The following is a 22251-nucleotide window of genomic DNA, read 5'->3' on the forward strand; positions in this document are numbered from 1 at the left end:
GCCCGGCGCTTAATTAATCATGCCAATACAGAAGGGCATTTAGACACACATAGTAACTATCTTGACCCGGACTACAATGAATCAGGTTCAAGAGGCGCCGAAAGTGGAGCTTCTCAGATTAAGGAAATTTGCTCAAGGGTACCCACTATGGCTATGAACCTCGCACAGAAACTGATTAAGAGTCATCTCGTGAGCGGTTCATTGGAACCCGGCAGCCCAATAGAGATAAAGATTGACCAGACACTGGCTCAGGATGGTACTGGCACTCTGGTGATGTTAGAGCTAGAGGCGCTTGGTTTATCACAAATCAAAACTGAGCTTTCCGCACAGTATGTAGACCACAACCTTCTACAGACGGACTTCAAAAATGCGGATGATCACCTGTTCCTGCAAAGCGCCTGTCGCAAGTTTGGGCTTTGGTTTTCACGCCCTGGAAACGGTGTAAGCCACCCGGTACATATGGCTTGCTTTGATATTCCCGGAAAGACGTTACTTGGCGCCGATAGCCATACCTGTGCAGCCGGCTCTATGGGTATGCTGGCCATTGGTGCTGGTGGTCTACAGGTGGCCATGGCTATAGCTGGCGTTCCCTTCGCGCTGAAAATGCCGAAAGTGCTCGGCGTAAAGCTTGAGGGTGAACTACCTCCCTGGGTCAGTGCCAAGGACATCATCCTGGAAATGTTGCGTCGGCAAACGGTCAAGGGGTGTGTGAATAAGATTGTCGAGTACCACGGCCCAGGCCTCACCAATCTTACTGCTATGGACCGCCATGTAATCGCCAATATGGGACAGGAGATGGGTACCACGGCCAGTGTCTTTCCTGCCGATCACGCTGTGAAGGCCTTCCTCAAACAACAGCATCGGGAAAGCGATTATGTAGAAATGAAAGCCGACGAGGGTGCGAGCTATGACGAAGAAGATACCATTAATTTATCTGATCTTGAGCCGCTGATCGCCTGCCCATCCAGTCCAGACAAAGTGGTAACCGTACGTGAAGTGGCTGGTCGCCCTATTTACCAGAGCTATATTGGCTCTTCTGCTAACCCTGGGCTGAGGGATTTCGCCATACCGGCGCGTATCGTCGCAGGTCGTCGATTAGCTGACGATGTCTCTTTTGATATCAACCCAACCTCGCGTCAATTGCTCGAGGAGCTTAGCCGGAGTGGCGATCTCACAAAACTACTTGAAGTGGGTGCGCGCTTGCACCAAACAGGTTGTGGCGGTTGTATCGGTATGGGGCAGGCTCCGGCCACTGGCCGTATCAGCCTACGTACTGTGCCACGTAATTTTCCCGGTCGATCCGGCACAGCAGATGACCAAGTCTATTTATGCAGCCCAGAAACCGCCACTGCTAGTGCACTGAAGGGCGTGATCACCGATCCTCGTGATCTGGACATGGACTATCCCAGCTTTAGTGAGCCGGAATATCTGCCAGATATAAGACCTTTACTTCAGCCACCACAAGAAATCCCCGTAGCCGTTGAGCTGATTAAAGGTCCGAATATCAAACCGTTGCCAAACTTTGAAAAGCTTCCAAATACCTTAACGGGTCCGCTATTACTGAAAGCGGGTGACAACGTTTCGACAGATGAAATACTGCCTGCTGGAGCGGAGATTTTACCTTTACGCTCAAATATCCCCGCCATTAGTCGCTATACATTTTCCCGTATTGATGAAAACTTTTACCAGCGGGCGATAAAATTGAATGGTGACTGTTTTGTTGTTGGTGGTGAAAATTATGGGCAAGGCTCCAGCCGTGAGCATGCAGCGGTATCATCACGATTTCTTGGGGTAAGGTGCATAATTGCAAAAAGCATGGCTCGTATCCACCGACGTAATCTCATTAACTTTGGTGTTCTGCCACTACTTTTTGAGAGCTTTGATGATTACGATCGACTTGAGCAGGATTCAATCCTTGAGATTGACAAGCCAATAGCACAACTGAAATCAAACAATTCTGTAAAGCTTTTGATTAAGTCATCCGGCGAGAGTATTAATCTGCGCAGTGACCTGTCAACGGATGAAATCGAGGTGTTAGAGGCTGGTGGTATGATTAATCAAGTACGAGAAAAGTATCTGAGCAATGGAAAGTCGTAGATTTCAATTTATTAATAATTCTTTATAATAATTTTTATCTTAAGATAGGAAATTGCATCTAGTGCTTTAGTCACGAGCGAAAAGCTCTTTTTTTTCGAAATATGTGAGTTATGTGGCATTAAAATTTGAAACATTCTTTAATTCTAATTAAAGGAAATAAAATCAATCATATCCGTGAAATGAATATATATTTCCATGTTTTTATTATTGTAGCTCCCATATTGCTAAGTGCCGACACAAGGTAATAAAGGGGGTGGGTATCGCAAGAAACTTAGAGTTATACTTTAGTGAATAAAGTTTATTTTTGTAAACGATAAGGTGGCACTACAGACAATCATTCTAGTCCCTAATTTATTAGGGGATCTCACTCGGGCAACCCCTCTTAATGAAAGAATGCTATTTGGATATAGTTAACATTGATGTTGACATAATAGATAAGTAAAACATCTAAAGTAACAGAGGAAAATGTAAAAAACTTGACTCGCTTTATAGGGTTTAGGGTAGCCCAGAATTAAAAAACCGTAATATTACAAACAAATTTTAGGGAAGCAAATTTCTAGTCCTCGTCGACCACAAAAGAATTGTCTGATATCAGCATTCCATATACATGAGCTGTTCAACAAAATAAAATCGCCTTGCATAATTTTTGATACTGCCATTATCGAGCTATCTGATTCTGACGCTACTGTTAATCCTGGTAAAAATGGAGTCATGGATTGAGTACCAAATAACGAAAGTATATTGTAGACTTCTGTTGCTGTTGGGCCATAGCTAAGCATGCTATGATCAAATCCAGCCACCCCCTTATTGGTAAAAGTTAAACTGTTAACAAATATTTCTCTCTCTATTTCTGGTAGTGCACCTAAGGGTGATTTCTCTATTGGAGTAATCTCTAAATACTTGTCTAACTCTTTTCTGTTTTTTATTGGAGCAAGTAGGAAGTCACTCCTTCTTTTCTCCATCCAATATTGTTGTTTATCTTTCATTGACCTACTGTGGTTGAATTTTTTTCTTTGATTTTGAGATGAATTCTCCAGGGTAGATGCCTGAAGTGAGAAGAAAATAGATGTTACTGTAAGGATTGATAGTGTTTTTCTGATATTTTTCATGTTTTGCCTATCTATAAATGATCATACCTGCTTCAGATAATCAGCGATGTAAGAATGAATTCTAAGTACTTACAGATCTCAAAAGGTTTAATTGTGGCCCAAATAACAATCTCTGAAGTTTATATTAAAGTTGCTGGAAAAAGGTCAAGTTTTACTCTGACTCAAAATTATGACTGGTTGTCTACTATGATCTGCACTGATATCAGTTTTAATTTTTATGCCTCTTATATAAGGTTTATTGCTTAGACCTGTTCAGCATACAATGCAAAAGAATCTAAAAAATTTATTTTCTATCTATGGTATTTTCTGGTGCCATTTTCAGCGAACGGTTCAAATTGATATTGGCCAAAGCATTATTGAGTGCTGTAGGCTCTCCCTTTTGAGGCCAGCCAACAAATGATTCGGTAAGTTTTCCATCAGAAAAAAAATAAAATGCAGGAGTTCCAATATTGCTTCTAAGTTCAGGGTGTCCCGGCCATGGTGGTGCGATATGCATTAATCCTGCAGGTAACTTTGGGTAATTTAGTGACCACTTAAGAAAGCTCTCTATGTACAACTTTCCTCTAGGTTCAGTGAGCCAATATGAGTAATCAGAGAAAATCATTTCCAACTCCCTATCACTAACAATATATTTAGCTGCTGAAATTGAGAAATTACACAAGGGATTTGATACTACTAAAACAAATGGCCCATCGTTTGGTATACTAAATGCGCGTTGTGTAAGAGATGTTTTCCCTATTTGCCAAACAGTAGGGCGGTTAGATGCTATTTCTTTATTTCTATAAACTTTCGGTATCGCTTGCAAATAGTCTAAGTTTTTATTTTTTATCATATCTCTAGCCAATTCAAATTGCCGAGTAGCGATATAGGCTTCTTGTAGATCGGCTAAGTGGCGCTTCTTTATAATATTTTTTACCTTCAAATAATTTAATACCTCATTCATGTCGTCGACATATTTAATCTCTGGATTATAGGCAATCGTAATTTTTGTAGCTTGAAATAGGTATTCCAATTCAATCCTGCTAAAACTTATAAATTCGTTGGAGTTTATAATGGGAGTGACGTTATCTACATAAAATTGTTTGGCTGAATTTATCTTATTTTTATCTATTCTTGAGTTTTTGTAGATCTGTCGTATCTGATTATAAATGTTCTTTATTGTCTTATCAGTGCTTGCCCAAGCCTCAATGTGTAGATTAAAAAGCAGTAGTAAAGTGACAAATGTGCAAGCTTTTTTAATAGATTTAAATTTGTTCACAAGGTGCATGGTGGCAAAGTTTCCTTATGTAGGAGGATTTGACGTGCGTAATTTATTTACTTTGTTTGGGTTAAAGTAAAATTGTAAGAAACTAGTGGTAACTAAATTGGTAGAGGGCGTCATAAAGGTTGGAGCCAAAATAAATAGCATGCTAAGTTTGCCGTTAGTAAGGCGAGTAAGTCAATAAAGACAACATATTTTCTACTATTTTGGCGCTAAAAATATCAACTAATCGTTTTGGGGCTAAAGTCTCATAATAAAACGAACCATCCGATATCGAAGAATAAATTCCAATAAAAGCAAATGTAGGTTTTGGTTATAATGTTTCTCTGGATAACATGGGTTGACACACAGGTGAATTGATTGTTGTTGTGTTATTCAAAACTATTTTAGATACACAGAAGGGGACTAGGTTGGGGTCAAAAAATGCTACATTACTTTCCTGGAACATTTTAATGGAATTACATTCTTGATACGTATTACGTCCACGAGATAGATTCTAAATTTTTCTGAGTTCTCAGTTGAATGCCAGTATTGAGGAGCGCTGTAGTTGGACCCTGTATTGTACGGGTATGTGCAGCCACTACACCAGCTGCTATCAGTGGTTATGGAGTGAAAGTTCTCATGGCTCGTATCCACCGGCGCAATCTCATTAACTTTGGTGTACTGCCACTACTGAGTGGGAATTTTGATGATTACGATCAACTTGAGCAAGATTCAATTCTTGTGATTGAGAAGCCAATAGCACAACTGAAATCAAACAATTCTGTAAAGCTTTTGATTAAGTCATCCGGCGAGAGTATTAATCTGCGCAGTGACTTGTCAGCAGATGAAATCGAAGTGCTAGAGGCTGGTGGCATGATTAATCAAGTACGAGAAAAGTATCTGAGTAACGAGAAATAGTGGGTTTTAGTGTACCCGTAAATTACTCAAATGCTTTAATTAAATACTTTTTATATCGAATAGCCTTTTACGCTAAGTGGCATCCTGTTTTTCTAACCACTTTAGAATGATCTGATTTGTCTCTTCCGGTTTTTCCTGTTGAATCCAATGGCCGCAGTTGAGACTGACTATATCAACATTAGGAACGAACTCTTTTAAGTTTGGAGCCTTAGGGATCAAGTCTCGATCGCCGTAAATCATAAGTGCTGGCTTTTGGATGGTTGGCTCTACATCTGCCAAGATCTGCCAATTTCGGTCAAGGTTTCTATACCAATTAATACTGCTCATGAACCCTGTTTTCTCAAATGCGGAAACAAAAATAGCCAGTTCGCTATCACTCATTAAGGGCTCCCCAAGTGGCGCTTCTGCTTTGGCGAGATCGATCATCATCATTCCAGGCTCTGGTGGTGCTGGAGGTACGTTCTTGCGGAATATATTGCGAAGGAATTGTGAAGTATTTGCATCTAACACAGTGTCCGCGATGCCTGGCTGTCGGTTAAAGTGAACAATGTAGTAGTCGCTTCCTAGGAATTCTTCCATAAACTCGACCCAAGGCTTTTCTGTGCGAGCCTGGTAAGGTAAGGCCATATTTATAATTTTATTGACCCGGTTTGGATGTAATAACGCAAGCCCCCAAACCACCATTGCACCCCAATCATGGCCGACAAAGGTGGCATCTTTGTATCCGTAGTGATCAAGAAGCGCGACGAGGTCACCCGACAAGTTTTCAATGCCATAATCAGTTATATCGGCAGGACGGGATGAATTGCCATAACCACGCTGGTTTGGAACGATAACGTGGTAGCCGGCTTCGGCAAGTACAGGCAGCTGGTGGCGCCAAGAATAGGCATGTTCTGGCCAGCCGTGACAAAGCACAATTGGTTTTCCCGTATTCTGTTGACCTGCTTCAAAGACTTCTAACTCAACGCCGTTGACTGGAATAAGAGTGGGCTTGGGGAATTCGGTTAGATTAAACAATGTATTTCTCCTTATTGAGGCTCAACAATGCCTTATGTGCCGGACAGCCCCTTTTCTTCGACTTGGGGCTACGGATGTGCGTTGCAATTTCAGAACTCCTTTGCTGAAAAGAACAGACATAGGCTAAAATCAAATGGTGCCAAATAATGTCACTATTTAATAATATCTTTACAAAATGAGTGTTCGCCTTCGACAAGACGCCATCGTGCGCAGCCTTCGCCGAAATGGTACTTCTACGATTGCTGACTTAGCAGAAGAGGTCGGTGTATCCAGGCGTACAGTGTTGCGTGATATTAGCGCACTGCGCGATGAGGGCTTTGTTATCCATTCTGACCCTGGTCCTGGGGGCGGTCTGCAATTAGACCCGCAATCGGTCCAAACCACAGCGCGCCTCTCGGTTGCCGAGGTCTTTGCACTCCTTATCAGCGTTGCATCAATGCGTGCAGCCGGGAATTTACCTTTTTCGGGGCTTGCAGATACTGGGCTTGCCAAAATAGAGAAGGCTTTGCCACCGGACAAAGTACGTGATTTACGCCGGTTTTTAGAATGCTTATATATCGGTAAGCTTTCACCACACGTAGACGTATCAAATATTCAGGAAATGGAGCCCGCGTTGCTCCCCACTTTCGAGACAGCTTTTCTCCAGCGGTTACAACTAAGCTTCCAATACCGTGATGCAAAGGGATCTGTAACCAGTAGGGTTGTTGAGCCACAGGCGATGCTGATTTTGCCACCTCTATGGTATTTGGTAGCTTGGGATCCCGCACGCAAAGACTTCCGTCATTTTCGAATGGACAGAATCAGTAATCCGGAATACCTTAAGGGCAAAACATTTCGACGCCGACATGTTTTATTCGAAGATAGTGTCTCTCCAATTCAGGATTTATCTCGTTAATCTTTACGAGCTTACAAAGGCTAATCTTTCGGTTTTTTTCGTTTTTAGAGTAAAATACTGTATTTATTCAGGCTTTTTTATAAGAGTTATGAGTGCGTCATTACGAAATAAGTCAACAATCCATACTAAGCTTTTAAAAGTTTCTGACTGTTTTCACTTAAGCTTATATCTTTCCCATTGATATAGTCTGACTAATCTTTACAAGGTTTGTGACATCATACTTCTATTGATCGTTCAAGTAATCGTATAGATATGATTAAGTCAGTACGGAGATATATTCCTGTTCTATTTCTGTAACTCGTTATTGACGGCACACTCCTTTAGTCTCTATTACATACTGGGCAACTCTCAAGCTGTTTTTATAGGTTATACTTGCGACACAAACAGTATCACCTATACTTAGATTCAAATCACTAACTACCTGAATCACACTCCTATTATTCAGTTCTACATTATATGAATACTCTAGCGTCCCCTTTCTACCTGCACTAGAAAAACCATGGTGATATTTTGATGTAATTCTGCCGTTCTGTTCTATTACCTTTTCAGTATTACTCGCTAGGTTGATTACGTGTAGCAGAACTAATAAAAAAAAGAGAGTTATTAAAGCAAATCCTTTCCATTCATCATAATAAAACTTCAAAAGTTTGATTCTTCGCATTAGCTAGCCGTATAATTTTCGAAGTTTTTATTTGTTTAATTGAATTGTAGTCACAGAGAGTCAAGTGTATCGAGAATCATACTTCCTGTATAAAACTTTCAAGTTAGCACCAGGCTCCTTTTTTGATGTTTGGCTTTGGAGTTTATGCTGGGTTCCTATAGATGCATATTAGCCTATAAAAGAGCCGTATACTTAGATAGATAGTTGTTAAAGTAAAAGCTTGTTATCAATTGGAATAAATTTACTTGCCGCGTTGAATAATGTGGCAGCGGTCAACTCTGGTACGCCATATACTTCAACCTTTTTGTCTCTATCTAATCTGAGCTTATGCACAAGAATATCAAAGTCACCATCACCTGAAACTAAAACTATAGTGTCTACTAAGCTTGAATATTCCATCGCATCTATCGTTATCCCCACATCCCAATCACCTTTGGCGGAACCATCGGACCGTTGAGTGAAGGGTTTTAGTTTCACCTCAAAACCGATAGATCTTAAGATATTTTGAAATTGATACTGTTTTCTATCGCCGCGGTCGATAGCATAGGCCACGGCTTTTACGACTTTCCTTCCATTAGTTGCTTCAGACCAAAACTTATTATAATCAAAGTTTCGTTTATAGATTTGCCTACATGTGTAATAAACATTCTGCACGTCAACAAGAATGGCAACCTTTTCCATTTGATAATCCAATGATGTTAAAAGCCTGATACTAAAAATAGCGATATTAAGTGTTATTACTTAAGTGGGTACTTTATGTTGCTCGCCTTTTAATTTCAAGTGACAATTGTTAGTCAATACTAAATTTTGAATGTTCTGAATTATAAAAACAGGCTATTAAAAATGACAGCATGTATTGGCAAAGTGATGGTATATAAATTCAATGCTGTGCAAACTGAACGATTGGAATGCCTTCTACCATTAGTGAATAATTGTGCTGATCGACCAAGTTAGCGCTATCTACTCAACGATATAAACCAAGATAAGCTAGTGAGCGCTTAAATCGGTTATTCAGGCCGTATTTCAGAAAATCTGTTTCTCTTAATAAGTAGAGTAGCGTTGAATGGAGTTCAGTCTCCCTTGACTACTTGCAATTGGTGCAGGGCTACCTTTCTGAACGACCAACTTTTAGTAATGTTATTTAACGATTTTTCGTTGTTTAACAGATCCCAGTTTATTCCGCGACTCATTCAGACCTCAAAAATCTTCAAGACCCCACTTTGTGATAACAGATTGATTTTTAGCCTATTCAGGGCTCATTAAGGATGTTGAGTCCATTGTGGGTTGACAAAGCAGGATCACCATATCTTATACTGTATGCATGTACAGTAGTTTGGTATGGGTAGTCATGGGAACCAGAAGCATCATTTTCGACGGGGAGCCTGTCCGGATTTGCCGGTATCGTTCGGATTATGACAACCGAGCAATGTATGCTATCTGTATGCTGAATTATACGAAGTACGTGCGCAGCTTTTCAGTTTCTGTAGGTGTAAATCTGCGCAAGGAGTTGGATCTGACATTGACGCAGATGCGGGAGGTCGAGCGCAGTATGGATTGGCTGGCAGCCCCTGCATAAGGATGTAAGGGCTTAAGCAGTTTTATCGAAAAGGAGATAGATCATGGGAAGAAAGATCAATCGATTCGCAATTTTTGCCGAACGAATTCATTTGATGAATGGCGGTGCAAAAAGTTTTAGGGATTCTGCACCCACAGAAGAAGCCGCCATGGATCTGGCAGAAGAAATTGCTAAGTCTGAAAAAGCGGTGTTTTATTCTTGGCTGCAAATTCTCGATATTATGACTGGTAACTATACCGAGTATTCAATCAAGACCGGTGGGGTGTTGGAGGAAAGAGAGTGTCCGGATAGTAAAAACTGAATAGCTAATTAATGACACCCTCTGGTTTCAGTCAAGTTCGATAAAAGTGAAGAGGGCATCATAGAAGAAGGCATCATAGAAGGGAGCCTTAACCGTTGCGAGAGTGGCCAGGAAACCCCCTTTCCTGAGAGGTTGTTTTACTGCCAAAAGGCTATTAGCTATGTTGTTTTGCACTGTTCCAATTTTAATTTTAGCTGTCACTAAAGTCGATATTTTCACTTAGGTGACAGCTCACTTGCTATTTAAATTGATTATTTTCGGTCAGATAGGGGTTGAGCCTATGACCGAAAGATTAATTTTATGTTTCTTTTCTTCGTTTAGGTCTGTGGTTTTCCCTCAGTCAAAAAAACAATGATTTATTTGTAGTCGTTGACAAGCTGTCCATTTGATGACTTTTTGAATTGAGGATGATCGTCATCAATTTCGTAAAAATCAGATTTTTCGCCAGTGAAAATATGCCCCATAGTTTTCAACCCGGTTGGGCCATCTAGTGAGCCCGCAATAATTCCAGTTGCATCGAGATTAAATGGTTCCCAGAATAGGCTTGAGCCACATTGCTGGCAGAAGCCTCTGCGGGCCACTTCTGATGTTTTATACCACGCCAGCCCGTCATCTTTTGTTATCTTGATATTTATTTTGCGAGCTTTTGTGTGAGGGCCGAAACTTCCATGCAACTTTTGACACATACTACAATGACAGTTAACTACGTTGCGTAGTGGCCCTTTAACCTCGTACCGCACAGCTCCACACAAGCAACCACCGGAAGTAATTGTATTCTCACTATTCATATATTGAGCCTGTAGATGTAAAAGTTGGCTTAAAATAAGAATCTAAATTAAGTATGCTTTTTTATTATCGACAAGATGATTTGTTTGAATCATAAATGCAGATCACACAACGTGATGTAAACATAAATGTTGGTAGCTTGGCTAGTTATTTATCCGTCCTATTTCGATATAAATTACGAGATGGTAGAGGTTTTTCATTTGATTGCTTGCCTGTTTTTTGTACCGCTATCGCTGCACTATGCAGGCAATGGCTGATGAGCCATTTGTTCGTACGGTGTTATCGCACGGGGTAGGGCCCCTAGCACTCGACCGTAGAGTTTAATGTGGCAGCAATGCGACTCAGTGTGACTAAAAGTGGATGACAGCACAGACTGGAGCCGGGAAACCCACGGGGATATACGCGAGAAATTATTACACGGAATTACAGAGGCCGCCGAAATAAAGACAAGCTGTGAAAGCGAGCACCGACAAGTCCATGAGCATTCCGTGGAAGAAATGGCCGGCGTAAAAATAATTGAATTTCTTGGAGCTTTACGTTTCTTATCTGCTGGTGGCCTGAACTTGTCAGCCCTAGACAATCTAAATATTACAAGCGGCAGTGATATTAATATTTCAGTGGGGCGCGACTTAAAAGAACAGATGGGAAATATTCGCGAATCAGTGGCCAAGGTCCGCCAAACCATCAAAGTAAAAGACGGCGGCAAGGTTTGGTTAGGTAGTGAATCTTTAAATGTGCTGAAGGTATTAGAAGATTTAATCGGCGTAGTGTCGGCCTTGGCCGGCACACTCGCTACACACACGCACCCCAGTAATGGCAAAAAACCAGACCAGGAGGCGGCAATTAACGGGCACAAGAGCAGTGCGGATAGTTTGAAATCTCAGCTTAGCGCGGTTCGGGCTTAAGCTGGTTATACACTTAAAAGGAGAGAAGTTATGAATAATAGAGTAAACAGGTACGCCATATTCGCAGAACGAGTTCACTTGATGAATGGCGGAGCAAAGAGTTTCAGAGGTTCCGCACCTTCTGAAGAAGCGGCAATGGAGCTGGCGGAAGAAATTGCGAAGTCTAAGAAAGCGGAATTTTATTCTTGGTTGCAGATTTTGGATATTGTGACAGGCAAGTTTACTGAGTACTCGGTTGAGCGGGGCGGGGTGTTGGTGGAAAGAGAAAGTACGTGCTAGTAATAAGATGCCACACTCGACGAATAAGTATGGACGTGATAGAAATCCAGGCTGCGCTGGATTTCTATGCTGAACTTAGGAGTATAAATTCTTTCTTCTGCTAAGTTTTTATGTGATTTTTAATGACGCCAATGAGTTGGTGCGATTACTATGCTTGATCTTTCATGTAATCAAGAATTGTATCTTCTGGAAGCCTATATAGTAAGGATCTTTTAATATCTCCCTTATATCCAGTTGCTTTGATGATAATCTTTTTCAAGGTGCTGAACTCTCTCTCTTTCCTTCGGGGATCAATCATTATCTGGCTTATTAAATTGTGAGGGTTTATTTTGTACCTGTAAATTTTCCCCGGTTTGTCAGTTTCCCAGTTTTGGTATAAAAGTCTAACTTCGTTTTCGTGTTCGAATGCTTTTCGCTTTAAGAGCAAACTTCCAAATATTTTTCTGACCTCTATTCCATTGCCAGAAAATGTAGAATTTGCTCTTTCCATTAATTTGTCTTCGCTTAAATATTCAACTTTTCCTATGCAGCATGTCATATCTTTTGGCCATTTACTGCTCTGTGCATCATGCAGGCTACTTATTAAGTCGCGAATTTTTACCCTAATTCTTATGCCGTCCTTGTTGGGGGAGTAAATTCTCCACATAGCGTCAGATGAACTAGCAAGAGTCCAGCATTGCCCGAATATATAATTGTGAAGATCAAACTCTTTTATCTCGCCTGTTTCTTGCTTAACTTTTCTCTTTAGTATGAAGTTTTCGAATGTGTCTTCCCAGAGTTCAGGTTTTACAAGTGTGTTTTCATTCGTTGCAAAAAGTTCTAGAAGTCTTTCCAGAGAGATTATTCTGTATATATATTTATCAAGATCTATTTCTTTTAGGTAGGGAGACATAACCATGTTGATCCAATATTTACGCGGGGCAGTTCTCAGTATGTGTTTCTGAAGGCCTTAAAGTTTTACTTTTTTTACCTGTGGGATTGATGGGTTTTGCGATTAACGCAAGATCTCGCCTTGCTGAATCTAATAATAATTTGTAGGCTTTTTCTACGGCTTCAGATTTGTACGATATTGAAATCTCTTCACTATGATATGAATTAATATCATCAACGGAAGCTCGACCGTTTTTCACATCATTTTGATATTGTTTAAATGATTCTCGACTACGAATATTTTCTGCGTTGCGAAGGTTTTCGATGTGCTGGGTTATTTCATAATCTAAAAATAAGTTGCCTTTTTTTAGAGTAAGTGTCCATAGTTTTTCTTCTATAGGTTCAACCTCTCTTGAGATGTACTCCTTCGTTTCGTTCATAATGCTATTTCTATCTGATTGATATCGATCCCAGTCTTCATTATCAAGATTTCCAATCTTATCCATGATTTTGTTCGCCTTGAGGCATTTTTCATGAAGTTCAACAAGTATATCTAGCATGGGAAGGTATAAATCTCTTTTGAACTCCCATTTTTGTTGTTCAACCCACATTTCTTTGGATAGTTTGCTTCTTACTTCTTCAGCTGCTTGGGTGTGCGATCTAATTTGTTCAGTGGTTTCATCTAGTGACTCATTAAGTTTACGCAGTTTTCCAGCCTCTTTTAGATAGGCCCCGAAATAAGCGGCGGCACCACTGCAGATTGCAGTTAGTAGTAATGGCACCCAGGTCATAACAGCGAGCATAGCTCTTACCTCACTTGTGAATATTTTTCTCAATTTTTGTAAGTGCTAGAAATTTTTTATTTTTAGGGTCTAGCAGTTGAAGGTCAATCGTGACCCTTGATTCGTCAATGCGTAGTACGGCTGTAGAAAAAGGTGAAGGGTAGAGACTGTAAGTGGCTCCATCCCAAAGACATTTAGCTTTTATTCTTCTTTCTTCAATGGAGTTGGTGGCGACGAGTTGATTCAGAGTTGCTTCACTTACTCTAATGTCGCAAAGGCGGTTTGATGATTCACCAACAACAACCAGGATGCCATTATCGCCTTCCTTGATTTCTATAATTTTTAGCCGGCTTGGATCAACTTCTATCAGGTTGTCTGCCGTTGGATGGATTTCATTTTCCTTCATTGCGTCCTGGCAGCCAGTCAAAGCTATCAAGCACACCCCAGCCCTTAAAAACCCCTTAAAAATTCGCATAACCAGCTCCCTCTGATTTTGTGTGATCAATAATTGTGCAGGAAAAATGACCGCCGGTCACTCCTCCCCACGCCTGCCGATTTTTGGCGCTCTTTTAGTTAATGAAATGAGACTAGCGGCCCTGGCCTGAGCTGGTGCGGGGTTTGGGCAAGAATTGGATTTCACACTTTGAAGAGTTGTGAAGAGAAATGAAGAGGGGTTTCACAAGGGAAAAGCAATAGATAGATGGTGTCCACATGTGGGCAAGGGAGAGTCAAAAAAATCCTGTGTGGACACAATGTGGACACTCTGGAGATTTTGAGCGCCATTCTTCAAAATTTAGGGAAGGTAAGTCAGAATTAAAAAACCCGCGAAAGCTAGAGCTGACGCGGGTTTGAGAGATGGTACCAGAGGCCGGACTCGAACCGGCACGCTTTTAAGGGCGGGGGATTTTGAATCCCCTGTGTCTACCAATTTCACCACTCTGGCACTTTCGCTGTTCGACCTTGGGGTCGGTGCGAAGAGGGCGTGATTATAGCAATGCTTTGGTCTGGGTCAACCAGTGATTTCAATAACTTAGCGCATTTTCTGTCGTCCCAGTTAACAGCTCCTAAAATTTCCTATAACCTTCGCGGCCTCTCCATAGTTTCTAGATTTCCAGGATTCCATGCAGCGTCAGGACTTTGACTTTCATCTGCCCGATGAGCTGATCGCCCGCGCGCCTACTGAAGAGCGCCGTGGCAGCCGTCTTTTGTGTCTGGATGGGCCCAGTGGGGCCATTGCACATCGGCAGTTCCCAGATATTCTCGACCAGGTCCAAGCTGGTGACCTGATAGTCTTTAACGATACCCGGGTGATCCCGGCGCGTTTGTTCGCGCAGAAGGAGACCGGCGGTAAGTTGGAAATCCTGGTGGAGCGGGTGCTCAACGAGACGGATATCTGGGCCCATGTGCGCTCCAGCAAGTCGCCCAAACCCGGTTCTACCATTGTCCTTGAAGACGGTACCCGTATAGAGGTGACCGGCCGCAAGGATGCACTGTTTGAATTGTCCTTCCCCAAAGAAGAAGGTGTGCTGGCGATTCTGGATCGCCTCGGCCATATGCCGCTGCCTCCTTATATTGATCGAGAAGACGATGCCAGTGATCGGGAACGCTACCAAACCGTATACGGCCGCAACGCCGGTGCAGTGGCGGCGCCGACGGCGGGGCTGCACTTTGATGATGAAATGATCGGTGCGCTGCGGGATAAAGGTGTCGAGGTTGTCTTCGTTACCCTGCATGTGGGGGCGGGTACTTTCCAGCCGGTGCGCGTGGACAATATTTACGAGCACCAGATGCACAGCGAAGTGCTGGATGTCTCCCAGGAAGTGGTGGATGCGGTAACCGCTTGCCGCGCGCGCAATGGCAGCGTGATTGCGGTGGGTACCACCAGCGTGCGCGCGCTGGAAAGTGCGGCGCGCAGTGGCCAGTTACAGGCCACCGTGGGAGAGACAGATATCTTTATTTATCCCGGTTATGAATTCCAGGTTGTGGATAAGTTGGTCACCAACTTCCATCTACCGGAATCCACCTTATTGATGCTGGTGAGCGCCTTTGCCGGGTACCAGCATACGATGGCCGCCTATAAGGCCGCAGTTGAGGAGCGTTACCGCTTCTTTAGTTACGGCGATGCCATGTTTATTACCCGCGATCCCAATGCCAAAAAAGAAGAAGTCGCACCAGCGAAAGGAGATACCCAGTGAGCCGCGAATGTTTTATGCAGTTTGAAGTGGATACCACTGATGGCAAGGCCCGTCGCGGTCGCTTGCGTTTCCCTCGCGGTGTGGTGGAAACCCCGGCGTTTATGCCGGTGGGCACTTATGGCACCGTGAAAGGCATGTTGCCGAGGGATATCGAAGGGATCGGTGCACAGATTATTCTGGGAAACACCTTCCACCTGATGCTGCGCCCGGGTACGGAAGTGGTTAAAGCCCACGGCGATCTGCACGATTTTACCCAGTGGTCCGGCCCGATCCTCACCGACTCCGGCGGTTTCCAGGTGTTTAGCCTGGGTGAGCTGCGCAAGATTACCGAAGAGGGGGTTTCTTTCCGCTCGCCGATCGATGGCAGTCCGGTATTCCTGGATCCGGAAGAATCCATGCGCGTTCAGCGGGACCTGGGTTCCGATATCGTCATGATCTTCGATGAGTGCACGCCTTATCCGGCCACCACCGATGAAGCGCGCAAATCTATGGAGTTGTCCCTGCGTTGGGCGGAGCGCTCCAAGAAGGCTCACGGCGATAGCCCATCGGCGCTGTTCGGTATTGTGCAGGGTGGTATGTACCCGGAGTTGCGCGATGTGTCCCTGCGCGGCCTGACTGAGATTGGATTTGATGGCTATGCCATTGGCGGCTTGTCTGTGGGTGAGCCGAAAGAAGAGATGATCAAGGTACTGGATCACCTGGCGCACAAGATGCCGGAAGATAAACCGCGCTACCTGATGGGCGTGGGCAAGCCGGAGGATATTGTCGAGGCGGTTCGCCGTGGTGTGGATATGTTCGACTGCGTCATGCCCACGCGCAATGCGCGCAACGGCCATCTGTTTACCTTTGAAGGCGTAGTGAAAATCCGCAACGCCAAGCACCGCCACGATACGGGCCCCTTGGAGGAAGAGTGCGATTGCTACACCTGTGAGAATTTCTCCCGCGCTTACCTGCATCATCTAGATCGCTGTGGTGAAATTCTCGGTGCGCAGCTGAATACGATTCACAATTTGCGCCACTACCAGCGTCTGATGCAAAAGCTGCGCGACGCCATTGCCGCCAATGAGCTGGAGGCGTATGTCGCGGAGTTCTACCGCGGCCTGGGCCGCGAGGTTCCGCCACTGCAGGCCTAACCCTGTCGCACTTTTATCCTATCTGGGGCACAGTCGATCGCACGATTGTGCCCCTGTCATTTGTCCGTTCATTCGATCCCCGTATAATCGCTCCCACTTTTGTCGGCGGCTGTGCACCTTGCAATTTGTGTACTGCGCCCACATATCCAGGCAGATTGCCAAGATTTACCGGCCCTCGGGGTCACACTAGAACAATGAGAACAGCATGAATCGCTACCCGATCTGGAAGTACTTTCTGATTCTCGCGGTTGTGGCCTTCGGCCTGATCTACGCCGCGCCCAACCTCTACAAGCCGGACCCTGCGGTGCAGATTTCCGGGCAGTCCAGTGCCATGGAGATGGACGAGAATGTCCTCACCAAGGCACGCAAAGCCCTGGATGAGTCGGGTATTCCCCACTTCGGTGGTGAGGTGGGTGACAAGGCGATTTTGATTCGCCTCGAATCCATCGACCAGCAGCTACCTGCCAAGCGCGCGATTCAGGAGGCTCTGGGGCACAGCGATTACGTGGTTGCTCTAAACCTGGCATCGACTACCCCCCAGTGGCTCAGTGATATCGGCGCCAGCCCGATGAAGCTGGGTCTCGACCTGGCTGGTGGTGTGCACTTCCTGATGGAGGTGGATACCAACACCATCGTAAAAACCAATATGGAAGGCTATGTGCAGGATGTGAAAACCAAACTGCGCGCGGCCAAGGCCCGTTACCGTAGCGTTAACCTGATCGACGATCGCGAGATTGTGGCGCGCTTCCGCAACGAGGAGCTGCGCAGCCTGGCCCTTTCCACCATGCGCAAGGAATTCCCGCAGTTGCAACTGCGCGAGACCGGCAGTGGCGAGAACCTGGAAATCCGGGCCACCTTGTCTGAGCAAGAGATCAAGCAACTTGAGGATTACGCGGTTTCCCAGAACCTCACCACCCTGCGCAACCGGGTGAATGAGCTGGGTGTGGCCGAGCCGATCGTACAGCGCCAGGGGCGCAACCGTATTGTGGTGGAGCTGCCCGGTGTTCAAGACACTGCCGAAGCCAAGCGGATTATCGGTAAGACCGCCAACCTGGAATACCGTATGGAGGCCCGCCCCGATGAGCTGGTCACCAACAAGGAGTACTTCGAGTACCGCAGCGAGCGCCAACAGCAGATGTACGGCGGCGCCTGGCTGGAGCGCAAGATCATCATCAAGGGTGACAGCGTAACCAATGCGCGTGTCGGCTACGATGAGAGCGGTCTTCCCCAGGTAAATATCACCCTGGATTCCCGTGGTGGTGAGCTGATGCATCGTGCCACCTGGAAGAATGTCGGCCGCCGAATGGGCACCCTGTTTATCGAGACCCGTTTTACCCCGCAGACCAAAATGGATGCCGAGGGCAATGAGATTGTCGAGCAGGTTAGAACCGAAGATAAAAAGATTATCAGCCTGGCCACCGTGCAGAGCGCCCTGGGCAAACAGTTCCGTGTAACCGGACTGGACAGCCCGGCAGAAGCCCAGGAACTGGCCCTGCTGCTGCGCGCCGGTGCGCTGGCGGCTCCCATGTACTTTGTGGAAGAGCGTGTGATCGGCCCGTCCTTGGGTGCGGATAACATCAAGGTGGGTGTGCAATCGGTACAGATCGGTCTGCTCGCAGTCATTATTTGTATGCTGATCTCCTACCGGGTATTTGGTCTCGCCGCCAATATCGCCCTGGCGGTCAATATGATTCTGCTGGTGGCGGTGATGTCGATTCTCGGTGCCACCCTGACGCTACCCGGTATCGCCGGTATCGTATTGACCGTGGGTATGGCGGTGGATGCCAACGTACTGATCTTCTCGCGAATACGGGAGGAGCTCAGGAATGGGATGCCTCCCCAAACGGCGATTAGTGCCGGTTTCGATAATGCTTACAGCACCATTGTGGATGCGAATATCACTACCCTGATTGTGGCGGTGATCCTCTACGCTATCGGCTCCGGCCCGGTACAGGGCTTCGCGGTGACCCTGTCTATCGGTATTCTCACCTCTATGTTTAGTGCCATCATGGGCACACGCGCAATCATCAATTTGTTCTACGGCGGTCGCCGTGTACAGAAACTCTGGATTTAAGGAGGCTGGCCATGAGTGAGACCAAAGTGGAAAGCGGAAAGATTACCGAGTACATGGGCAAGCGCGTGTACGACTTTATGCGCTGGCGCAAGTTTGCCACCGTGCTGTCCGTTGTACTGGTGCTGGCTTCGATCGGGATACTGGCGGCCAAGGGCCTGAAGTTCGGTCTGGATTTTACCGGCGGTACCCAGGTAGAAGTGGGCTACGAAGTTACTCCGTTTATTAACGACGTGCGCACTCAGTTGGAAGATGCCGGCTTCGAAGGCGCCACGGTTGTTAACTACGGCTCCGATAACGAGCTGATGATCAAGTTGCCCCCAGAGGTAGCCGAAGAAGAGACTCGTATTAGCGCCACCGATCAGGAGACCACTACGCCTATTGGTGACAAGGTGGTAGAGGTTCTACGTGCCGGCAGTGAGGGCACCGTTACCCTGCGCCGGGTCGAACTGGTCGGCCCGCAAGTGGGTGCCGAGCTGCGCGACGATGGCGGCCTCGGTATGTTGGTGGCGCTGGCACTGGTGATGATGTACGTCGCTTTGCGCTTCCAGTACAAGTTCTCGGTTGGCGCGGTAGCGGCACTGGGGCACGACGTCATTATTGTGCTGGGCTTCTTTGCTCTGATGGGGTTGGACTTCGATCTGACCGTGCTGGCGGCGGTGCTGGCGGTGATCGGTTACTCGTTGAACGATACTATCGTGGTATCCGACCGTATCCGCGAGAATTTCCGTAAAGTGCGCAAGGCAGAGTCGGAGGAGATTATTAACATCTCCATCAGTCAGACCCTGGGCCGTACCTTTATGACCTCTTTCACCACCTTGTTAGTGCTTTGGGCACTGCAGTTCTTTGGTGGTGAGCTGATCCACAACTTCTCCCTGGCGTTGATCGTCGGTGTGGTTGTGGGTACTTACTCGTCTGTTTACGTCGCTGCGAACGTGCTGATGGCATTGAAGATCAGCAAAGAGGATCTGATGCCGCCGGTGAAGGAAGGTGCAGAGCTGGAAGAAATGCCCTAATCGGGAAGAGCTTCCAAATAAAAAAGGCCGCTGTTTAGCGGCCTTTTTTTATCCCGATTATTCAGTCACTGATAAGTAAGCACTGCAATCGGGGTTTTCACTGTGGGGTGATTTGCGGAGCTAGTTGCAAACAGTTAGCTGCGAGGTTTTTTGCCCAGAGTGATATGTTTGGGACCGGAGGTGTTGGTCTGGCCGCTGACCCCCTTGGGGACCTGCTCGATCTCGCCACCCTTCTCCAAAAAGGCTTGCACTTGCGCCTCAATACTCTCGCTGGTCTCTAAGGGGGCGGTCTGCTTACGACTGGAAGAGGAGGATGCTTTTTTGGCCACGGTGACTGTCCGGTGTTTTGGGTTGGCCAGTCATCATACAGCAAATTGGATAAAAAAGCATCCAACTGCCTAAGTGGCACTCATAGTGCACAGTTTGCCGCCATATACAGAGGTTGCACTGTCACTAAAGGGCGGTTTGTGGGAGAGGGCCAGTTGCACTGGCCCGAACGAGGATTACTCGGTCTCCTGCTCCAGGAGTTCGGTATTGGCCACTGGCCAGCCACCCAGCTCCCGCCATTTGTTGACGATACCGCAGAACAGGGTTGCGGTTTTTTCCGCGTCGTATTCGGCGGAGTGGGCGCAGCTATTGTCGAACTCAATACCGGCTACCTGGCAGGCTTTGGCCAGCACGGTTTGGCCGTAGGCGAGTCCGGCGAGGGTAGCGGTGTCAAAGCAGGAGAAGGGGTGGAAGGGATTGCGCTTGATCCCGGTCCGTTCAACCGCGGCATTCACAAAGCCCAGGTCGAAGTGGGCGTTGTGGGCAACCATAATGGCACGGGTGCAGCTGTGTTTCTTCACGGCACTGCGGATCTTGCGGAACATTTCCGGCAGGGCGATTTCCTCGGGCCAGGCCTCGCGCTCGGGGGATTCCAGATCGATGCCGATAAAGTCGAGCGCCGATTGCTCCACATTGGCGCCATCGAATGGTTCCAGGTGAAAGCTGTGGGTTTCCAGCGGGAAAAGTTTCCCCTCTTCATCCATATCCAGGATTACCGCCGAAATTTCCAGCAGGGCATCGGTGCGCGCATTAAAGCCGCCGGTTTCCAGATCGATCACAACCGGCAGGAAGCCGCGAAATCGCTGGGCAAGGGAGCTCTTTGGTCCTGTGGGTTCTTCGGCCGGGGTCACTTTGGGTCCTTGTAAATCTCAGTTGTGCCGGGATAAATCCGGCGGGGTAGGGGATTCGCGGGCTTGGGCCCGCGAGGGTTTGAACTGGAATTATACGAGCTTCCAGTTCAGGGTTTCACCGGCGGCCAGGGGGATCAGCTTTTCGCCGCCCATATCCAGCGCCTCTGGAAGTGCCCAGGGCTGCTTCACCAGAGTGATGGTGTCCTGATTGCGCGGCAGGCCGTAGAAATCCGGGCCGAAATTGCTGGCGAAGCCCTCGAGCTTATCCAGCTTGCCGGCGCGCTCAAAGGCTTCGGCGTACAGCTCGATAGCGGAGTAAGCGGTGTAGCAACCGGCACAGCCGCACTCATGCTCTTTCTTGTGGTGCGCGTGGGGGGCCGAGTCAGTGCCGAGGAAAAATTTCGGGCTGCCACTGGTGGCGGCTTCAATCAGTGCGGACTGATGATCGCCGCGCTTGAGAATTGGCAGGCAGTAAAAATGCGGGCGAATACCGCCAACCAGCATATGGTTGCGGTTGTACAGCAAGTGGTGCGCGGTAATCGTCGCGGCAACGCCTTCGCGGGCATTTTGCACAAACTCAGCGGCATTGGCGGTTGTGATGTGCTCAAAAACCACTTTCAGAGTGGGGAAATCTTCTACCAGGCGCGCTAGGGTCTTCTCGATAAATACCTGCTCGCGGTCGAAAATATCGATATCGCTGGTGGTGACCTCACCGTGTACCAACAGCTTCATGCCGCAGGACTGCATTTCTTCCAAAGCCGGGTAAATATTGGCGATGTCAGTTACGCCGGAATCGGAGTTGGTGGTGGCACCAGCCGGGTAGAGTTTTGCTGCGATTACGCCGCTGGCGTGGGCCTGGCGAATCACTTCGGCATCGGTCTTGTCGGTGAGGTAAATCACCATCAGCGGTTCAAAAGTTCGGCCGGCTGGGATATGCGCGAGAATGCGCTCGCGATATGCGGCTGCGCCTTCACCGGTGGTGACGGGCGGTACCAGGTTTGGCATCACAATTGCGCGGTGAAATTGTCGGGCGGCATCGCCAACGGTGCGTTCCAGGGCAGTGCCGTCACGCAGGTGAATATGCCAGTCGTCGGGGGCGCGAAGAGTGATTTGCTCCGTCATGGTACTCCAGGATATCAATTGCTGTAGAAGTGTCTCTGTGCGGCGCGCATGCTACCCGATGCAGGGTCAAAATGCGATGCGCGAACCGGTTAAAAGT

General features: G+C 46.5%; 22 protein-coding genes and 1 tRNA gene. 11 read left to right on the forward strand and 12 right to left on the reverse strand.

Annotated features, from left to right (window positions below):
• Window positions 1-153: 153 nt before the first annotated feature.
• Complete coding sequence (locus ACJJIO_RS14995) at window positions 154-2097, forward strand: aconitate hydratase (protein ID WP_444911002.1); 1944 nt, start codon at window positions 154-156, stop codon at window positions 2095-2097.
• A gap of 527 nt (window positions 2098-2624) precedes the next feature.
• On the opposite strand, the gene ACJJIO_RS15000 is transcribed toward ACJJIO_RS14995, so the two are convergent.
• Both ACJJIO_RS15000 and ACJJIO_RS15005 read right to left on the reverse strand, forming a co-directional pair.
• Window positions 2625-3206, reverse strand: coding sequence for a hypothetical protein (locus ACJJIO_RS15000; RefSeq protein ID WP_444908950.1), 582 nt, complete (start codon window positions 3204-3206; stop codon window positions 2625-2627).
• A 283-nt stretch (window positions 3207-3489) separates the two neighbouring features.
• Complete coding sequence (locus ACJJIO_RS15005; RefSeq protein WP_444908951.1) at window positions 3490-4473, reverse strand: hypothetical protein; 984 nt, start codon at window positions 4471-4473, stop codon at window positions 3490-3492.
• A 615-nt stretch (window positions 4474-5088) separates the two neighbouring features.
• Between ACJJIO_RS15005 and ACJJIO_RS15010 the strand changes: the two genes are divergently transcribed.
• Window positions 5089-5367, forward strand: a complete 279-nt coding sequence (locus ACJJIO_RS15010) for a hypothetical protein (RefSeq protein ID WP_444908952.1) — start codon at window positions 5089-5091, stop codon at window positions 5365-5367.
• A 72-nt stretch (window positions 5368-5439) separates the two neighbouring features.
• Here the strand turns inward: ACJJIO_RS15010 and ACJJIO_RS15015 are convergent, their stop codons facing one another.
• Window positions 5440-6384 (reverse strand): alpha/beta fold hydrolase, encoded by a 945-nt coding sequence (locus tag ACJJIO_RS15015; protein ID WP_444908953.1) that lies wholly within the window; start codon window positions 6382-6384, stop codon window positions 5440-5442.
• Between the two features lie 175 nt (window positions 6385-6559).
• On the opposite strand from ACJJIO_RS15015, the gene ACJJIO_RS15020 reads away from it, so the two are divergent.
• Entirely contained in the window at window positions 6560-7279 is a 720-nt protein-coding gene (locus ACJJIO_RS15020; protein ID WP_444908954.1) for a helix-turn-helix transcriptional regulator, read from the forward strand.
• 868 nt (window positions 7280-8147) lie between these two features.
• On the opposite strand, the gene ACJJIO_RS15025 is transcribed toward ACJJIO_RS15020, so the two are convergent.
• The gene (locus ACJJIO_RS15025; RefSeq protein ID WP_444908955.1) at window positions 8148-8621 is read right to left on the reverse strand and encodes a LabA-like NYN domain-containing protein; all 474 of its coding nucleotides are present in this window, start codon (window positions 8619-8621) and stop codon (window positions 8148-8150) included.
• Between the two features lie 760 nt (window positions 8622-9381).
• Here ACJJIO_RS15025 and ACJJIO_RS15030 point away from each other — a divergent pair.
• Complete coding sequence (locus tag ACJJIO_RS15030) at window positions 9382-9516, forward strand: hypothetical protein (RefSeq protein ID WP_444908956.1); 135 nt, start codon at window positions 9382-9384, stop codon at window positions 9514-9516.
• 43 nt (window positions 9517-9559) lie between these two features.
• Complete coding sequence (locus tag ACJJIO_RS15035) at window positions 9560-9817, forward strand: hypothetical protein (protein ID WP_444885786.1); 258 nt, start codon at window positions 9560-9562, stop codon at window positions 9815-9817.
• Window positions 9818-10173: 356 nt separating this feature from the next.
• Here ACJJIO_RS15035 and ACJJIO_RS15040 read toward each other — a convergent pair whose 3' ends face one another.
• On the reverse strand, window positions 10174-10605 hold the full coding sequence (locus tag ACJJIO_RS15040) for a GFA family protein (protein ID WP_252084912.1): 432 nt from the start codon (window positions 10603-10605) through the stop codon (window positions 10174-10176).
• A gap of 486 nt (window positions 10606-11091) precedes the next feature.
• Here ACJJIO_RS15040 and ACJJIO_RS15045 point away from each other — a divergent pair, with 486 nt between their 5' ends.
• The gene (locus tag ACJJIO_RS15045) at window positions 11092-11508 is read left to right on the forward strand and encodes a hypothetical protein (protein WP_444908957.1); all 417 of its coding nucleotides are present in this window, start codon (window positions 11092-11094) and stop codon (window positions 11506-11508) included.
• A gap of 30 nt (window positions 11509-11538) precedes the next feature.
• Window positions 11539-11787: a hypothetical protein gene (locus tag ACJJIO_RS15050; protein WP_444908958.1), complete on the forward strand. Its 249-nt coding sequence runs from the start codon at window positions 11539-11541 to the stop codon at window positions 11785-11787.
• Between the two features lie 148 nt (window positions 11788-11935).
• On the opposite strand, the gene ACJJIO_RS15055 is transcribed toward ACJJIO_RS15050, so the two are convergent.
• The 4 genes from ACJJIO_RS15055 to ACJJIO_RS15070 all read right to left on the reverse strand — a co-directional run bounded on the left by ACJJIO_RS15055 (window position 11936) and on the right by ACJJIO_RS15070 (window position 14382).
• The gene (locus ACJJIO_RS15055) at window positions 11936-12679 is read right to left on the reverse strand and encodes a DUF2971 domain-containing protein (RefSeq protein ID WP_444908959.1); all 744 of its coding nucleotides are present in this window, start codon (window positions 12677-12679) and stop codon (window positions 11936-11938) included.
• A 19-nt stretch (window positions 12680-12698) separates the two neighbouring features.
• Window positions 12699-13460 carry a hypothetical protein gene (locus ACJJIO_RS15060; RefSeq protein ID WP_444908960.1) on the reverse strand — a complete coding sequence of 254 codons (762 nt, stop codon included), beginning with the start codon at window positions 13458-13460 and terminating at the stop codon, window positions 12699-12701.
• A gap of 10 nt (window positions 13461-13470) precedes the next feature.
• Window positions 13471-13914 carry a hypothetical protein gene (locus ACJJIO_RS15065; protein WP_444908961.1) on the reverse strand — a complete coding sequence of 148 codons (444 nt, stop codon included), beginning with the start codon at window positions 13912-13914 and terminating at the stop codon, window positions 13471-13473.
• 381 nt (window positions 13915-14295) lie between these two features.
• Window positions 14296-14382: transfer RNA gene (locus ACJJIO_RS15070), tRNA-Leu, on the reverse strand.
• 178 nt (window positions 14383-14560) lie between these two features.
• Here ACJJIO_RS15070 and queA point away from each other — a divergent pair.
• The 4 genes from queA to secF all read left to right on the forward strand — a co-directional run bounded on the left by queA (window position 14561) and on the right by secF (window position 19854).
• Entirely contained in the window at window positions 14561-15634 is a 1074-nt protein-coding gene (gene queA, locus ACJJIO_RS15075) for a tRNA preQ1(34) S-adenosylmethionine ribosyltransferase-isomerase QueA (RefSeq protein WP_444888286.1), read from the forward strand.
• Window positions 15635-15648: 14 nt separating this feature from the next.
• The gene (tgt, locus tag ACJJIO_RS15080) at window positions 15649-16767 is read left to right on the forward strand and encodes a tRNA guanosine(34) transglycosylase Tgt (protein WP_444885925.1); all 1119 of its coding nucleotides are present in this window, start codon (window positions 15649-15651) and stop codon (window positions 16765-16767) included.
• A gap of 205 nt (window positions 16768-16972) precedes the next feature.
• Window positions 16973-18841 (forward strand): protein translocase subunit SecD, encoded by a 1869-nt coding sequence (secD, locus tag ACJJIO_RS15085; protein ID WP_444891028.1) that lies wholly within the window; start codon window positions 16973-16975, stop codon window positions 18839-18841.
• A gap of 11 nt (window positions 18842-18852) precedes the next feature.
• Window positions 18853-19854 carry a protein translocase subunit SecF gene (secF, locus tag ACJJIO_RS15090; protein WP_252084940.1) on the forward strand — a complete coding sequence of 334 codons (1002 nt, stop codon included), beginning with the start codon at window positions 18853-18855 and terminating at the stop codon, window positions 19852-19854.
• Between the two features lie 134 nt (window positions 19855-19988).
• Here the strand turns inward: secF and ACJJIO_RS15095 are convergent, their stop codons facing one another.
• The 3 genes from ACJJIO_RS15095 to pyrC all read right to left on the reverse strand — a co-directional run bounded on the left by ACJJIO_RS15095 (window position 19989) and on the right by pyrC (window position 22154).
• Window positions 19989-20183, reverse strand: a complete 195-nt coding sequence (locus ACJJIO_RS15095; RefSeq protein WP_252084941.1) for a PFL_1563 family small protein — start codon at window positions 20181-20183, stop codon at window positions 19989-19991.
• A gap of 174 nt (window positions 20184-20357) precedes the next feature.
• A complete protein-coding gene (rnt, locus tag ACJJIO_RS15100; protein ID WP_252084942.1) occupies window positions 20358-21032 on the reverse strand; it encodes a ribonuclease T in 675 nt (224 codons plus the stop codon).
• Between the two features lie 90 nt (window positions 21033-21122).
• Entirely contained in the window at window positions 21123-22154 is a 1032-nt protein-coding gene (gene pyrC / locus ACJJIO_RS15105) for a dihydroorotase (RefSeq protein ID WP_252084943.1), read from the reverse strand.
• Window positions 22155-22251 lie beyond the last annotated feature (97 nt).

This window comes from Microbulbifer mixtoriginis (SeqCode) (assembly GCF_052467235.1).

Bases quoted from the DNA above. Each gene is read 5' to 3' on its own strand.
- ACJJIO_RS14995 (WP_444911002.1), top strand. From the start codon at position 154: ATGAACCTCGCACAGAAACTGATTAAGAGTCATCTCGTGAGCGGTTCA.
- ACJJIO_RS15000 (WP_444908950.1), bottom strand. From the start codon at position 3,206: ATGAAAAATATCAGAAAAACACTATCAATCCTTACAGTAACATCTATT.
- ACJJIO_RS15005 (WP_444908951.1), bottom strand. From the start codon at position 4,473: ATGCACCTTGTGAACAAATTTAAATCTATTAAAAAAGCTTGCACATTT.
- ACJJIO_RS15010 (WP_444908952.1), top strand. From the start codon at position 5,089: ATGGCTCGTATCCACCGGCGCAATCTCATTAACTTTGGTGTACTGCCA.
- ACJJIO_RS15020 (WP_444908954.1), top strand. From the start codon at position 6,560: ATGAGTGTTCGCCTTCGACAAGACGCCATCGTGCGCAGCCTTCGCCGA.
- ACJJIO_RS15025 (WP_444908955.1), bottom strand. From the start codon at position 8,621: ATGGAAAAGGTTGCCATTCTTGTTGACGTGCAGAATGTTTATTACACA.
- ACJJIO_RS15030 (WP_444908956.1), top strand. From the start codon at position 9,382: ATGCTGAATTATACGAAGTACGTGCGCAGCTTTTCAGTTTCTGTAGGT.
- ACJJIO_RS15035 (WP_444885786.1), top strand. From the start codon at position 9,560: ATGGGAAGAAAGATCAATCGATTCGCAATTTTTGCCGAACGAATTCAT.
- ACJJIO_RS15040 (WP_252084912.1), bottom strand. From the start codon at position 10,605: ATGAATAGTGAGAATACAATTACTTCCGGTGGTTGCTTGTGTGGAGCT.
- ACJJIO_RS15050 (WP_444908958.1), top strand. From the start codon at position 11,539: ATGAATAATAGAGTAAACAGGTACGCCATATTCGCAGAACGAGTTCAC.
- ACJJIO_RS15055 (WP_444908959.1), bottom strand. From the start codon at position 12,679: ATGTCTCCCTACCTAAAAGAAATAGATCTTGATAAATATATATACAGA.
- ACJJIO_RS15060 (WP_444908960.1), bottom strand. From the start codon at position 13,460: ATGCTCGCTGTTATGACCTGGGTGCCATTACTACTAACTGCAATCTGC.
- ACJJIO_RS15065 (WP_444908961.1), bottom strand. From the start codon at position 13,914: ATGCGAATTTTTAAGGGGTTTTTAAGGGCTGGGGTGTGCTTGATAGCT.
- queA (WP_444888286.1), top strand. From the start codon at position 14,561: ATGCAGCGTCAGGACTTTGACTTTCATCTGCCCGATGAGCTGATCGCC.
- tgt (WP_444885925.1), top strand. From the start codon at position 15,649: ATGCAGTTTGAAGTGGATACCACTGATGGCAAGGCCCGTCGCGGTCGC.
- secD (WP_444891028.1), top strand. From the start codon at position 16,973: ATGAATCGCTACCCGATCTGGAAGTACTTTCTGATTCTCGCGGTTGTG.
- secF (WP_252084940.1), top strand. From the start codon at position 18,853: ATGAGTGAGACCAAAGTGGAAAGCGGAAAGATTACCGAGTACATGGGC.
- pyrC (WP_252084943.1), bottom strand. From the start codon at position 22,154: ATGACGGAGCAAATCACTCTTCGCGCCCCCGACGACTGGCATATTCAC.